This window comes from Paenibacillus sp. J22P169 (genome assembly GCF_059691995.1).
The window spans coordinates 277,002-291,008 of the sequence record NZ_JCAUAO010000004.1 but is presented as its reverse complement, the minus strand read 5'-3'; the positions used below and the strand labels follow the sequence as shown (position 1 = coordinate 291,008).

The following is a 14,007-nucleotide window of genomic DNA, read 5'->3' as shown; positions in this document are numbered from 1 at the left end:
AGATCCCCCTCACCTCTCCATGCTTTTTAAAACTTATCGCTTGTTATAACGATCTAGTGCTGCTTGCTGAATCTCGATAGCGCGGCTTAAATTCAGGGATTTCATTTTATCCACATACTTCTCAAAGCCATCCACTGGCTCGTTGCCCAAAATGATTTTCAGCGTCATTTCATCAACTAACGTGTTCATGTCGCCCATGATTTTCGCATATTCGGAGCTTTCCTCCGGTGTTGGTGTAAGCGGCGGCAAGCTGTATTTGGCTGTATCGGTTTTCTTCCACACATTGATTGCATCGCGTTGGGTTGGCAGTACAAAGAATTGCTCCGCATAACGCTTGTCTTGGATAAATGGACCGTTGTAGCTGCCGCGAATGTACATAGACATCGCTTGTGCAGGAGCTAACTTATCTGGATTTTTCATCAGTAAATCGGTATATTTCGGATAGCCATCCACCATCGAGTAGCTAACGCCCTCTGTTCCGAAGTTGAAGAACATGTGACCAGCTTCACTGTACCCATAGTCCAGCATCTTCACGGCTAATTCTGGATTCTTGGACTTCGCCGTTACCGCGACAATGCCTCCAGAGGAGTAAGGATTATCCTTTTGTCCAAATCTCGGCGTATCGCCTTTCTTTAGTACCGGATATGGTGCTGCTACCAGCTGTGCTTTAGGATCCTTGGCCTGAACTAGCGGCTGCCATTTGCCCATTCCGCCGCCAGCGTTACCAATACTTGCCCCTGTCGCACCGGTTGCGAAGCTGCCATCCAAGGCTTTCGTATCCACCGTAGCAATGTTCTTATCTAGCAAGCCATCTTGATACCATTGGTGGAAGGTCTTCAAGTACTCTTTGAAGCCACTTTCCGAAGGTCCGAATTTGATTTTCCCATTATCCAAATAGAAGCCACGGTTCACACCAAATGCGCCTAAGAATGCACCGTTGTAAGACTCATTGAAAAATCTTGGTTTGCTGATAAAGGATAGTGGCGCTGCTGCACCTTTCTTCTCTTTAAATGCCTTCAACGTCGTAGTCCAGTCATCAATGGTTTCAGGAACTGGGAGTCCTAACTCATCTAACCAGTCTTTACGAATCATCGGTCCTTGGAAAACCTGTAAATACTCATCTCCACGTATAAAAGGGAACGCATAGTAGCTGCCGTTGTCCGTTTTCACCATTTTGTCGACATCTGGATGCTCTTTTAGATATTTCTTCAGGTTCGGCGCGTATTTATCAATCAGATCATTCAATTTCAAAATGTAACCATCTTTAATGGCTTTCTCGGGTCCACCTGGGAAATCACTCAAGAAGTTGTATTCGATCATATCTGGCAAATCCCCAGATGCGAGCATCACATTTAGCGCTTCTTTGGCTTGTCCCGTAGGAGGCGCTAAGAATTTAAGCGGTACACCTGTTTTCTTCTGCCACTCTTGGAAAAAGGGGACATCGGCATGTGTCGTTTTCACACCTGTTAAGTTCCCGTTCAACTCACCCCAGTAAGTAAGTGTTTTATCTGTTGTCATCGGATACGTCGTCGCTGTAGTTGTTGCAGGTGATTGTGACTCACTCGTTGTTGTCGTTGATTCCGTCTTCGAGGAACAGGCAATGGCTGTACCCATCATCATGACAATCATGGTTGAAGCTAAAATTTTCTTCATTCGTTGACCCTCCACTACATGTTATGGTGAGATGCATCTCTTCCTTAAGCGTAGCGGAATCAAATGGTTTAACCTATGAGCAATATGAAAAATTGCATGCTCATTTCGTCATGTCAAATTGTTGATTTCAGCAATCGAATGGTCAAAATCACGAAATCAGCCCTTCTAAAGACAAAAAAATAGCACGGAACGATGATTTTTCACATCATTCCGTGCTATTCATATGGTTTACAAACCGAAAATGGCATCAATAACTGGCTTCGTTGTACCACCTGGATACATGACATACAACAATACATAGACCATAACGCCTGTAGGCGCTGTTAGCAGCCATACAATCGCAGCAACTTTGCCGATTTTCTTATGTTTAAGGAATTTCTTTTTGTAAGCGAACCACAGTGTGACGAGACCTAGTACGCCACCTATCGTTGCTAGGGTGATATGGAAGAACAAGAACAAATGATAGGGAAGCTTTAGGCTCTCTGGTCCGCCGAATGCCGTGTTTCCTTCAAATAAGGTACGGGACATGTAGATGATGAAAAAGGCCAATGCGAAAATTGCGCCTAGAACCATCAGCTTCTCATGCGTATCCCGGTTCCCTTTTACAATATGATACCATCCGAACCCAACAAAAATGGCACTGATAACGATAAACATCGTAGAAATCGTGGGTAATATGTGCATCTTCCTAAATCCTTTCTCTAAGCGCGATTCCAGTTCCCGCCTTGATTATTCATGCTTTCTTGTGATGGAAGTGGATCCAATTCGTCCTCATCCTTGCGCTCTCTGCGATACCAGCGGAAGAAAATATAAGCTAAAGTGGCGCCGTAGATAATCTCTTGCAAAATTTTCATAATTACGCCACCTAGTTGTTGATCATCAAGCGGCGACAAGTGAACAAAAGGAACCGTAACATTGTCATACATATCATAGATAATCGAATCCGCAAAAATGATAAGCGCACAAGCCGGTGTCAGTAAGACGCCATTCCCGAAAATATACGCCATTTTCTTCAAATCGTTCAAGCGATTCAGCTCAGGCAGCGGACAAAATACAGGGAACCACATGATAAAGGCCGTCACTAAAAGCACAGTATGATAAGCAAGAAGCGGTACATCATTCTTCATCAAGTAATCCATAATAAAAGGCATATGGTAGATGGAGAAGAGCATATTGAACATGAATAATGCGATCAGAGGCCGTGTGAAGAAGGAAAATAGACCACGAAACACGATATTTTTCATAGCTGCCCTAACTAACCAAGCCGGAGTTCCTAACCAAATGAAGATCGGTACAATTAAGTATAGAATCGTTTGTTGCAGCATGTGCATACTGAACAAGTAGTGATGACCAATATAGTTAATTGGGCTTCCTTGTCCAATATAGAATAAGACTAGCCCTGCGTAGAAGAGAAGCTGCTGTGTGATCGAAATTGGTTCTGATTTCGCAGCGCTCCCATTTCCATTCACGACAAACCGACCATAACTATATCCGATCACAACGACGATCAATAGTAAAACAGGGCTCCACAAATCGAAAAATCCACCAATCTGACTCATACCTGCATCTATCTCCTTTCAAGCTGACTACTTCGAATAGCTCCCTTTAAAAAAAGAGGAGGCACTTTGTCTACACAAAGTTGCCTCTTCTTCCTTTTTTACCACCAAACCCAATATACGGCTGTGATTACACCAGTAAGAGCAACGAATGCTCCTGCAAAGATAAAGATTAGAGGGAATAAATGTCCTCTCTCTTTGGCATGCATCCAGAAAAGCAACTGAACGAGTGCCTGCACGATCCCAAGGGATACGATGAAAATCAAGATAAACGAGCGATCCAAATCTCCGTAAAGTACGACAGCGAATGCCAACATCGTGAGTAGAATCGAGATAATGTAAGTCAAATAGTGATTCACTGGTGAATCGTGCTTAACTCGCTTGCTAGGTGCGTGTGTATCATGAGAATTGCTGCTCATTTAGTGACCCACCTTCCCCATCAGATAAACAACTGTGAAGATAAATACCCAGACTAAGTCAATAAAATGCCAGTACAGGGAAGCGACATAAAACTTAGGTGCCGTTACAACTGTAAGACCTTTCTTTAGTCCTTGCAAAATCAGCAGCGTAATCCAGCAAACACCGAATGCTACGTGAGCACCGTGGAAGCCAACCAACGTATAGAACGAGGTTGAGAAAGCACTTGTTGTAAACTTGTGGCCTTCATGAACATACTCGTAAAACTCGTAGATCTCCATTCCTAAGAAGGAAAGACCGAACAAAACTGTAACTGCTAACCAGGCTAGCAATTGACCTACTTTTTGACGGTGCATCGCAATAATTGCGAATACACTCGTTAAACTACTTGTTAAGAGAATGAAAGTTGACCAACCAACCGTTTTGAGCTTGAAAAGCTCATCAGCCGTTGGGCCATCCGGAACAGAGTTCCGAAGGGCAATGTATGTTGCGAATAAGCAACCGAACAATACAACCTCAGCGCCAAGGAAAAGCCAAAAGCCAAGAACTTTATTTTTCCCTTCGAGGGTAGCCGTTTCCGGATTAGCAGGCAGTGCGCCCGTATGATGAGTACTCATGCCTTCCCCCCCTTATCGTCTTCAAGCTCTTCTGGTTCAATATGCCAACCGTGGTCGTCATATACGGAACGCAAGAACATGGCAATGAATGTAACTACGATACCTGCAGCAGCTACATAGTAGTTTTTGTACATAAAGCCAAAACCAGCGATAAACAATCCAACAGACATCACAAGCGGCAAGATCGATGCCGAAGGCATGTGGATCGAACCAATTGGCTCAGCTGGTGTCATTTGCTTGTTACCAGCCATTTTTTCTTTCCAGAAAGCATCCAAACCGCGAACAAGCGGTGTTTGTTTGAAGTTATATTCAGGTGCAGGTGACGGAATTGTCCACTCCAAGGAGCGTCCATCCCACGGATCTGCAGGAGCTGTAATAGGTTTTCTTGCTGTAGCGATAATGTTGATGAGGAACACCAACGTACCGATACCCATGAAGAACGCACCTACTGTTGAAACTAAGTTACCAACTTCGAGATCGTATCCTGGTTGATACGTAAAGACGCGTCGTGGCATCCCCATTAGACCCAAGAAATGCTGCGGGAAGAATGTCAGATGGAAGCCGATGAAGAACAACCAGAAATGCAATTTACCTAAGCCTTCACTAAGCATACGACCGAACATTTTCGGCCACCAGTAGTAAAGACCTGCAAACAATCCTAGAACTAGACCACCAACGATAACGTAATGGAAATGCGCTACTACGAAGTACGTATCGTGATACTGGAAGTCAGCCGCGGGAATCGCAAGCATAACCCCCGTAGTTCCACCCATAACGAATGTTGGAATGAACGCTGTTGCGAAGATATTTGCTGTTGTAAAACGGATTTGACCACCCCAAAGTGTGAACAACCAGTTGAAGATTTTCACACCTGTTGGAACAGCAATCGCCATTGTAGCAATCGCGAAGATCGAGTTCGCTACTGGGCCTAGACCTGCTGTAAACATATGGTGAACCCAAACCATGAAGCCTAAGAAACCAATTAGCACTGTTGCAAATACCATGGAGCTGTATCCGAACAGACGTTTTTTCGAAAAAGTAGAAACGATCTCAGAAATAATACCGAATGCTGGAAGAATCAAAATGTAAACTTCGGGATGCCCGAAAATCCAGAATAAATGCTCCCATAGCACGTTGTTACCGCCTCTGGCTGCATCGAAGAATGCACCACCGAAGACGCGGTCAAACATAAGCTCAACCAAAGCAACCGTAATCGCAGGGAACGCAAGAACGATCAGACCTGAAGTTACAAAAGCAGACCAAGTAAACATTGGCAAACGCATGTATGTAAGACCAGGAGCACGCATGTTAATGATCGTTACGAGGAAGTTAATCCCCCCGATTAGCGTACCGATACCAGCAATTTGCAAACCAAGTACGTAGAAGTCAGTTCCTTGCAAATTGTTCTCAAGAGTTGCTCCCCAACTTGCATCTGTTATTGAGGATAATGGTGCGTATCCTGTCCAACCTGCATCAGGTGCGCCGCCCAAGAACCAACTTGTGTTCATGAGCACGCCGCCGGCGAAGAATAACCAGAAGCCTAATGAGTTAACGAAAGGGAACGCAACGTCCCTTGCACCAATTTGTAGAGGAACGATGGCATTCATGAAAGCAAAGATAACCGGCATGGCCGCAAAGAAAATCATCGTTGTTCCGTGCATCGTTGTTAATTGGTTAAATGAATCTCCAACAAAAATTTGTTGATCTGGATAAGCGAGTTGTATCCGAATCAAGATTGCTTCAAGTCCTCCTACGAGGAAGAAGAAGCCGCCCGCTAGTAAATACAGGATACCGATTTTCTTATGATCGACGGTTGTAAGCCAATCCATAAGGCCGGTATGTTTTTTTACTGGATGAGAGTGAGCCAACGTATGAACCTCCTTTACATCAAGAGTTTATTTCAATGTTTGTAAGTACGTAACAATTTCTTTAATTTGAGCGTCATCTAGTTTACCGTTAGCTTCTTTACCGAATGCTGGCATTTTGTTGCCCGGTTTCAGTTCTTGCGGATTATGTATCCATGAGCTCATGTTCTCAGGTGTCTTCTCTAATATGCCCGCAAGTGTGTCACGATCTGCGAAGCCTTTAAGGTTAGGTGCAACCCCTGGACCGCTAGCATTAACAGCATGACAAGACATACAATTTTCTTTGAAAAGTTCCTCACCCTTTTGTGCAGTTGCCGGCACAGTAGAAGGTGCTTTCATTTTCGCGACCCAAGCATTAAAGTCTGCTTCAGACTTAGCCGCTACGGTAAAGTTCATCAAAGCATGTGAAGCTCCACAAAGCTCTGTACATCTACCTTGGAATGTTGCAATTTCATCAGCTTGCAAGTAAAGCGTATTACGGATACCTGGGTTCGTATCAACTTTACCACCTAGAGATGGGACCCAGAAAGCATGAGCAACGTCAGCAGAAACGACATCAAAGGCAATGATTTTGTCCTTAGGAATCACAAGCTGTTGAGCTGTCGCGATACCAAGGTCTGGATATTCAAACTGCCACCAGAACTGATGCGCAGTGACTTTCACATGGATAGCGTCTTTGTTCTTGTTGTAATTCTCGGAGTGTTTGAACGTGTAGGATACTGTCGGCACCGCAAGTACTAACAGCAAGAGAATTGGAATGACTGTCCAGATAATCTCCAAAACATGACTTCCTTCGACTTGCTTCGGCACACTGTCGTCGCCTTTACGCTTGCGAAAGCGAACTAAAACGTACACATAAATCGCAAATACGACAATTACGACAAAAATCATGATAAAGAGACTTAATTTCATTAAATAAAGCTGCTCCGTCGCCACAGGACCTTTTGGCACTAAAGCAGATAAGGTTGGGTCTCCGCACCCAGTTAGCATGAACGTCATCACCGCTAAAAGGGGTAGCAGACGCCAGAACTTTTTCAATTGACTCATTGTATCAACCCCACTTTTAAAACAATATTTTTACCACGAAGGCCATGCCCATGTCAATTCACTTTAATAACTATAAATTCGTGAAAACTTTTTGTCAATCGCTGTAGGAGAGTTCACAAATTGTTCTTAAACAGCGTCTGTAGCGATATATTTCCCTTCATGGTTATTTCCATACACCCACCTCTTTATGCATAAAAGCCTTTATTTGTGAACACGAATAATTAGACAGAAACATCTCATCCTATAGACATTAAAACGCATTGGGAGGTCTGTTAATTATGTTCAGGAAGTTAGGTTTTCCGATTTGTGGAATCATATTCCTTCTGCTTACATTATCCGCATGTGGCTCTAGCGGAAAAGAGTACAGAGGCAATCAAAATAACTCCACGAGCTCGAATTTTGGCGCTCCTGTCGAAAAAGCAGATGAGAGAGAACGTGCTTATCAAGTACAACAACTCTCTGGTCCTGTTACACACAACAACACGAAACTGGAATACAGTCAATATCTCTCGGATCAACTCCATACCATGGATGGGGTCAATACAGCCTTAGTCATGATTACAAATCAGAATGCTTATGTCGCATTAATGATGGATAGCAGTGCGATTGGTACGAAGAGTCTGACCAAAGAGACGAATAATCAAGGAACGAACAAGGGCTTCTACAACGATGATAATCCCTACGATGACTCTTTACCGTCTAATGATTTGAATAAAGGTTATAATAGTTACGAAACGGCTGTGCATCATGATTTACTTTCTCATCGCTTTAAACAGGCTATAGCTGAGAAGCTTCGTGTCCTCAAACCAGATCTAATGGATGTCTATATTTCTGCTAATCGAGATTTCCTTAATAAAATGAATAGCTACGCACAGGAAAGCTGGAAAGGGCATTCCCTTATGCCTCTATTAACAGACTTCAATCAGACGGTTACACGTGTGTTTGGAACAGCACAAACATTACCCCAGGACTAGATAGATTAGGGCTAGCCTCCTAAAGGAGCTTTATTTCTAATAGGAGGTCTTGCCATGCCTTTTGGAGCACAACCAGCATGTAAAACTTCTATTAATAAAGTAGTTTATTTCTGCTTGCGGGTCGGCTCCTGTTTTCATTTGTCTTTCATTCCTGTACAATGAGGGAATCGTCTTTACTAAGAAGGAAAAAGGGAGCTGGCCAATTACCCATGTCAAATGGATTTGCCTCATTAGGTATTAGAGAACAATTAGTTCAAGTTTTGCAAAATCAAGGTGTCGTAGAACCGACCCCCATTCAACGGGAAGCAATCCCTGTATTGTTAAAAGGATCGGATGTTATCGCACAAGCTCAAACAGGTACAGGTAAAACCCTTGCCTTTGTACTTCCTATATTAGAAACAATTGATGTAGAAAGCTCAGACGTTCAGGCGCTTATTCTAACGCCTACTCGTGAGTTAGCCATTCAAATCAGCAATGAGTTGAAAACCCTTGTACCGATAACAGGCGCAAAGGTCCTTGCTGCATACGGCGGGCAGGATGTAGAAAAACAGCTTAGAAAGCTTCAAGGTAACATACATATAGTAGTAGGAACACCGGGAAGATTGCTTGATCATCTTCGCCGCGGTTCAATTAACTTCTATAAGTTGAAGATACTCGTATTAGATGAAGCAGATCAAATGCTGCACATGGGCTTCTTGCACGAAGTCAAGGATATCATTGCGCAAACGTCACCTTACCGCCAAACGCTGCTCTTCTCTGCAACAATGCCCGAACAAGTCATCAATCTGTCTAAGGCTTATATGAAGGAAGCAAAAGAAATTAAAATTCAAAGTAAACAAGTTACTTTGACTGAAATTCAGCAAGTGCTTGTTCCTACGACGGATCGTGATAAACAAGATGCTTTAATTGCAGCAATTAAACAATATAGACCTTATCTTGCGATGATTTTCTGCCGGACCAAAGCCAAAGCCATTGCGCTCAATGAAACACTGCAAGAAATCGGATTAATGTCCGATGAGCTGCACGGTGACTTGTCTCAAGCAAAACGTGAGCAAGTGATGAAGCGTTTCAGAGAAGGACGTATCGAGCTCCTAGTCGCTACTGATATCGCAGCTCGTGGACTAGATGTTGAAGGTGTAACGCATATCTTCAACTATGATGTACCACAGGATGCCGAAAGCTATATCCATCGGATTGGTAGAACAGGCCGTGCTGGAGAGTCAGGTGTTGCTGTGACTTTCGCAACGCAACGTGATATGCCGACGATTGAGCTTATCGAAAAAGGTATCAAAATGTCACTTCGCGGTGCTGATGGACAGCAAAGACGCGTTGTTCGTTCCCAAACAGAAGATTACATCGAGCAAGATGGCAGAGGTTCTGCAAGAAAAGGCGGAGCTGGAGCTTCTTCACGCGGTGGCAGACGCAATGACCGAACTGGTGCCCCAGAGCAGCGCAGCGGCGGACGTGCGGGAAGACCTGGCGCGCGCGAATTGCGCGGTGATCGTGCTAATGTTCAGTACGGTGGCGAGCGGAAAACAGGTTTTGGTTCCAAAGGAGACAAATTTGGCTCACGCGGAGGTTCAGCTGGTGCTGGGCGTTCAGGTGAAAGACCGGCTAAAGTGAACTCGGAGCGCAGCCCGAATACATGGGGGCGCGCAACAGTCATTCATGAAGCTGCAACAACTAATGCTGCCCCAGCGCGCGGCACAAACATGGGCGCTGCAAAAGCACGCGTAACAGGTTCGTATAATGGCGGTGGCGAGGGTACTGAGCGTAAGCGTTCAGCTCCACATGGCGATAAGTCTTACTCGCCATACAACAAGTACGCTGGCGCAGGTCGTGATGACGCGGCTAGCGCATCTCGTACGCTTCGCGGCGGCAAGGGCCGTGGCGATGGAGCAGCACTCGGTGCTGCTCCTCGCGGTGAGGGCTTCGGCGCTCGCACGGGCGGTGCTCCTCGCGGTGAGGGCTTCGGCGCTCGCACAGGCGGTGCTCCTCGCGGCGAGGGCTTCGGCGCTCGCACAAGCGGCGCTCCTCGCGGTGAGGGCTTCGGCGCTCGCACTAGCGGTGCAGCTCGCGGTGAGGGCTTCGGCGCTCGCACTAGCGGTGCAGCTCGCGGGCGGAGTGATGAGCGTGGTGCGCGCAGCGCAGCACCTCGTGGCGACAGCTTCGGATCACGCGGTGGCGCGCCTCGCGGTGACAGACCAAGCGGCCCGCGCGGCGGTCAAGGCGGCGCTCGTGGCAGTGCGCCAAGAGGCACACGCGGCGGTGGCGGAAAACGCTAGAAGAAATGAAGCGATTTCATGCAAGACTTTACCGATGCCGCCTTACGTTGTAAACTATAGGTATGGTTTATTCAACATCTATCGTATAAAAATCGTTTCAACCCGTGCTCGCACTTAGGATTTACCCCCCATCCAATCGAAGGAGGTATGTTCCATGTACGCATTAAAGGATAAGGAAATGATTTTTGTATTCACTGGCCCACACGGGGCAGGCCGTAAAACCGTTGCGGAAATGTCCGGCTCCACGTTGGGGATGAAACAAGTGATTTCGTACACCACACGACCTCCGAAAGCGACTGAGGAAGATGGCCAAGATTATCACTTCATCTCACCCGCTCAATTTGTTCAAGCACAAGCTGGCGGCGAATTCATTGAAGTTAGTACTGTTAATGACCATCTATATGGAATCAAAAGCGCGGATATTGAGCTGATGTTCCAGCAAAGCGGCAGCATCTACTTGATCTTGAACCGCTTTGGCGCCGAAACGCTAAAAAAGCTATATGGCGACCGCGTCGTCCAAATCTTCATTTATGCCCAGCGAGACACACTTGAAGAACGGATGAAAGAAAGCGGAGATTCGGAAGAAATCGCCTCTAAATATTTGTCTGATTACGAAAATGAATTAGCCTATCGTGACCAATGTGATCATGTTTTTGAAAATGTGGACTTGGCTCATACGGTATTTGATCTAACCAAAACGCTGGATCTATATTTAAATCGTAACCTGGTCGACTTAGACTAGAAGCGAAGGGCACTAGCTGCCGATAGAAGGCCTGGACGGTCCCCCGTCCGGGCCTTTTCATCGAACGAATGAACGGCAAAGTCGTGATTGATCCGTTCCTACTAAGGAGTTGAACGTTATGAAAATCATTTCCATCGAACCAACACCCAGCCCGAATTCTATGAAGCTCAACATGGACGAGTCTTTACCGGCCGGCGTGCGAGAAACGTATACGAAAAAAAATCTAACTGGTGCTTCCGAAGCCGTGCAGAAATTACTTACTGTGCCCGGCGTTATCAGTGTGTTTCACGCAGCTGACTTCATCGCGGTAGACCGCAGCTCCAAGGGCGACTGGCAGTTCATCCTCGCACAGGCGCGCGAGATTTACGGCGAGGCTCAGCCGACGGCCGGCGCTGGATTGCCAACCGAGCAGCCAGCAGCTGATGCTGCGTTTGGCGAAGCGCAGGTGCTCGTGCAAATGTTTCGCGGTATTCCTCTCCAGGTGAGGGTGCGCGCAGGCTCAGAAGAAGCGCGCGTCGCCATGCCGGAGCGCTTCACGCAAGCCGCGGTCCGCGCAGGTACGGCTTCGCCGAACCTGATCAAAGAGCGGAAGCTCGAGGAGCTCGGCGTCCGCTACGGCGAGCTGTCGGACATCGCGGGCGAAGTCGTCCAGGAACTGGACGCTTCTTACGACGATGCCCGCGTCGAAGAACTGGTCTCCCGCGCGATGCAGGAGACCACCGATGCCCCTGTGGAGGAAGTCACCACAGGAGATCTTGTCGCAGCGGCGGAGCAGCTGCGACACAGCGATTGGAAGCTGCGCTACGCCGCGCTTCAGAAGATCCAGCCGTCGCTAGAGACGCTGCCGCTTCTCGTCCATGCCTTGCAGGACGAGAACACGTCGCTTCGGCGACTGGCTACGGTGTACCTCGGGGACATCAAGGAACCCGAGGTACTGCCCTACCTGTATCGTGCTCTCGAGGACGATACACCATCGGTGCGTCGGACAGCAGGCGATACGCTGTCCGATCTTGGTGACCCAGCCGCCATGCCGGCGATGGCCAAGGCACTCAAGGACCGCAACAAGCTCGTCCGCTGGCGTGCGGCGCGTTTCCTTTATGAAGTCGGCGACCACAGCGTGCTTGAGGACTTAAAGCAGGCGGCAGACGACTCCGAATTCGAGGTTCGGATGCAAGTGAAGATTGCTTTAGAGCGTATCGAAGGCGGTCACGCCGCTGAGGGCTCTGTTTGGCAACAAATGACACGCAGAAATGATTAACCCTATGAAATGAATGAAGCACGAATGCTACCTATGGAAATAGGTTAACATTCGTGCTTTTTTGATTTTGCCTACTAGGCTGCCCTACTTCGCAAACTGCTCAAAATACAAAATTCTCTCCTCGATCGTCGGATGAGAGCCGCGGAACCACTGCACCAGCTTAGGCTGCGTAACTGGGCTGAGATTCTCTTTCGCAATGTGCTGAAAAGCGCGAATCGCCGCATCGCCATCCCCTGTCATTTGCATCGCGTAGACGTCTGCCCGGTGTTCAATCACCCTAGAGAAAGCATTTTGTGCTGGCGACGAAAGGAAGCCCATCAATGAGATGAGCAGCAGCAGAATTGGCAAGGCCGCTAAGTCCCTCTCCCCTCGCATTCCCCACAGCGAACCCCAACGCTTCAAAATCAGTCGGTATGCGTGAAATGCTAGCCAGAAGCCTACAAAACTGAGTGCAACGCCATAGGCAATTCCCCAATAGATATGGCGTTCTACGTAATGCCCCATTTCGTGTGCCATTACGGTAAGGATCTCATCCGACTGCAGCTTAGTCAAAATTGTATCCCAAAGCACAATACGCGCATTACCGCCTATACCATTCACGTAAGCGTTAATCGCATTCGTTCTCTCTGACATGTTAACCTCGTAAACCTGATCAGTCGGAATGTTCGACTTGGCAGCAAGATCGAGAATTTGCGCTTTAAGCTCCTGATTTTGAAGTGGCTGAAACTGATTATACAACGGGTCCAGCACCACGGGCTGAATAAACGTTACGAATAAGATCAATGGAATCGAAATCAACCACAGCCATACCCACCACCGCTTTGGGCTCCACTTACTGATCCATCTAAAAATACCAACCATCATGATCGTGCCAACGATGTCTATGAGAAATGTTTTGACATAATCCTTCAGAAAAATGATAGGCGTCTCATTGGAGATGCCGTAGGCTTGGTCGATTTTAAATAAGAATACATCAATCGGAAGAAACAGCACGTCCAAAACGAGCGTAAAAAGCACCACAAAGAGGAGTATTTGCAGGAATGAAGCTCGGAATACTTTCTCAGCGAGTTGACGGAAACTGACGGCAATGCCAAATAAAGCAACTGTCACACCGATTTGCAACGGAGAGCTTAGGAAGAAAGTTAGCGAGTGAATCCGCGAAAGTGTCTCCGCCTTGGCAATTTCTGCATGCGTCATGAACGTATTCGGGTCAGCCGCAGTCCCCACCAACGCAACTGGGATTTTAAACAAATCCCCTTTGATGAAATACATAATCACAAAAATAGCATAACAAGCAAAAGCAGCTATACACCACAAATAAATTCGCTTCATCCAATGCCTCACCATCTTCTTGATATTCTCAGCCTACATAAAAAGCTTGCTGTTAACAGACATGCCTGTATGTCTAGTCTATGCGAGTAAGGGAGTGTCATATGTGTCTGTGGGCTCATTCCGAATTCTTCTGTTGCATTCCCTAGCAACCCATGATGTAATGAAAACATCGACAGGAACGGAGTGCGACATGAGGAAATGTATCACGCTAATTTTGCTGGCTTCAGTATGCCTGACATGGATCCTACTTTTTAAAACAAA

Annotated in this window: 12 protein-coding genes; 4 read left to right on the top strand and 8 right to left on the bottom strand. The window is 46.6% G+C overall.

Annotated elements, in window-relative coordinates; translation table 11 throughout:
* Positions 1 to 33: 33 nt before the first annotated feature.
* From AC58QG_RS21510 to coxB, 7 genes are all read right to left on the bottom strand, one after another.
* Entirely contained in the window at positions 34 to 1,653 is a 1,620-nt protein-coding gene (locus AC58QG_RS21510; protein WP_497364172.1) for an extracellular solute-binding protein, read from the bottom strand.
* 228 nt (positions 1,654 to 1,881) lie between these two features.
* Positions 1,882 to 2,337, bottom strand: a complete 456-nt coding sequence (locus AC58QG_RS21505; protein WP_497364171.1) for a DUF420 domain-containing protein — start codon at positions 2,335 to 2,337, stop codon at positions 1,882 to 1,884.
* 17 nt (positions 2,338 to 2,354) lie between these two features.
* Positions 2,355 to 3,212, bottom strand: coding sequence for a cytochrome c oxidase assembly protein (locus tag AC58QG_RS21500; protein WP_497364170.1), 858 nt, complete (start codon positions 3,210 to 3,212; stop codon positions 2,355 to 2,357).
* A 98-nt stretch (positions 3,213 to 3,310) separates the two neighbouring features.
* Entirely contained in the window at positions 3,311 to 3,628 is a 318-nt protein-coding gene (locus AC58QG_RS21495; RefSeq protein ID WP_057315113.1) for a cytochrome C oxidase subunit IV family protein, read from the bottom strand.
* A complete protein-coding gene (locus AC58QG_RS21490) occupies positions 3,629 to 4,243 on the bottom strand; it encodes a cytochrome (ubi)quinol oxidase subunit III (RefSeq protein ID WP_497364169.1) in 615 nt (204 codons plus the stop codon).
* Entirely contained in the window at positions 4,240 to 6,072 is a 1,833-nt protein-coding gene (gene ctaD, locus AC58QG_RS21485; protein WP_497364366.1) for a cytochrome c oxidase subunit I, read from the bottom strand. The genes AC58QG_RS21490 and ctaD overlap by 4 nt, the downstream gene beginning before the upstream one ends.
* Positions 6,073 to 6,138: 66 nt before the next feature.
* Complete coding sequence (gene coxB / locus AC58QG_RS21480) at positions 6,139 to 7,155, bottom strand: cytochrome c oxidase subunit II (RefSeq protein ID WP_497364168.1); 1,017 nt, start codon at positions 7,153 to 7,155, stop codon at positions 6,139 to 6,141.
* Positions 7,156 to 7,433: 278 nt separating this feature from the next.
* Here coxB and AC58QG_RS21475 point away from each other — a divergent pair, with 278 nt between their 5' ends.
* The 4 genes from AC58QG_RS21475 (at position 7,434) to AC58QG_RS21460 (ending at position 12,414) form a co-directional block, all read left to right on the top strand.
* Positions 7,434 to 8,129 carry a YhcN/YlaJ family sporulation lipoprotein gene (locus tag AC58QG_RS21475; RefSeq protein ID WP_497364167.1) on the top strand — a complete coding sequence of 232 codons (696 nt, stop codon included), beginning with the start codon at positions 7,434 to 7,436 and terminating at the stop codon, positions 8,127 to 8,129.
* A gap of 209 nt (positions 8,130 to 8,338) precedes the next feature.
* Positions 8,339 to 10,414, top strand: coding sequence for a DEAD/DEAH box helicase (locus tag AC58QG_RS21470; protein WP_497364166.1), 2,076 nt, complete (start codon positions 8,339 to 8,341; stop codon positions 10,412 to 10,414).
* A 154-nt stretch (positions 10,415 to 10,568) separates the two neighbouring features.
* A complete protein-coding gene (locus AC58QG_RS21465; protein ID WP_497364165.1) occupies positions 10,569 to 11,156 on the top strand; it encodes a guanylate kinase in 588 nt (195 codons plus the stop codon).
* A gap of 118 nt (positions 11,157 to 11,274) precedes the next feature.
* A complete protein-coding gene (locus AC58QG_RS21460; protein ID WP_497364164.1) occupies positions 11,275 to 12,414 on the top strand; it encodes a virulence factor in 1,140 nt (379 codons plus the stop codon).
* 84 nt (positions 12,415 to 12,498) lie between these two features.
* Here the strand turns inward: AC58QG_RS21460 and AC58QG_RS21455 are convergent, their stop codons facing one another.
* Positions 12,499 to 13,746, bottom strand: a complete 1,248-nt coding sequence (locus tag AC58QG_RS21455; protein WP_497364163.1) for a M48 family metallopeptidase — start codon at positions 13,744 to 13,746, stop codon at positions 12,499 to 12,501.
* Positions 13,747 to 14,007: the final 261 nt, after the last annotated feature.

Coding starts and splice junctions, on each gene's coding strand:
- AC58QG_RS21470 (WP_497364166.1), top strand. CDS start 8,339: ATGTCAAATGGATTTGCCTCATTAGGTATTAGAGAACAATTAGTTCAA.
- AC58QG_RS21475 (WP_497364167.1), top strand. CDS start 7,434: ATGTTCAGGAAGTTAGGTTTTCCGATTTGTGGAATCATATTCCTTCTG.
- AC58QG_RS21500 (WP_497364170.1), bottom strand. CDS start 3,212: ATGAGTCAGATTGGTGGATTTTTCGATTTGTGGAGCCCTGTTTTACTA.
- AC58QG_RS21455 (WP_497364163.1), bottom strand. CDS start 13,746: ATGAAGCGAATTTATTTGTGGTGTATAGCTGCTTTTGCTTGTTATGCT.
- AC58QG_RS21460 (WP_497364164.1), top strand. CDS start 11,275: ATGAAAATCATTTCCATCGAACCAACACCCAGCCCGAATTCTATGAAG.
- AC58QG_RS21465 (WP_497364165.1), top strand. CDS start 10,569: ATGTACGCATTAAAGGATAAGGAAATGATTTTTGTATTCACTGGCCCA.
- AC58QG_RS21490 (WP_497364169.1), bottom strand. CDS start 4,243: ATGAGTACTCATCATACGGGCGCACTGCCTGCTAATCCGGAAACGGCT.
- AC58QG_RS21510 (WP_497364172.1), bottom strand. CDS start 1,653: ATGAAGAAAATTTTAGCTTCAACCATGATTGTCATGATGATGGGTACA.
- coxB (WP_497364168.1), bottom strand. CDS start 7,155: ATGAGTCAATTGAAAAAGTTCTGGCGTCTGCTACCCCTTTTAGCGGTG.
- ctaD (WP_497364366.1), bottom strand. CDS start 6,072: ATGGATTGGCTTACAACCGTCGATCATAAGAAAATCGGTATCCTGTAT.
- AC58QG_RS21495 (WP_057315113.1), bottom strand. CDS start 3,628: ATGAGCAGCAATTCTCATGATACACACGCACCTAGCAAGCGAGTTAAG.
- AC58QG_RS21505 (WP_497364171.1), bottom strand. CDS start 2,337: ATGCACATATTACCCACGATTTCTACGATGTTTATCGTTATCAGTGCC.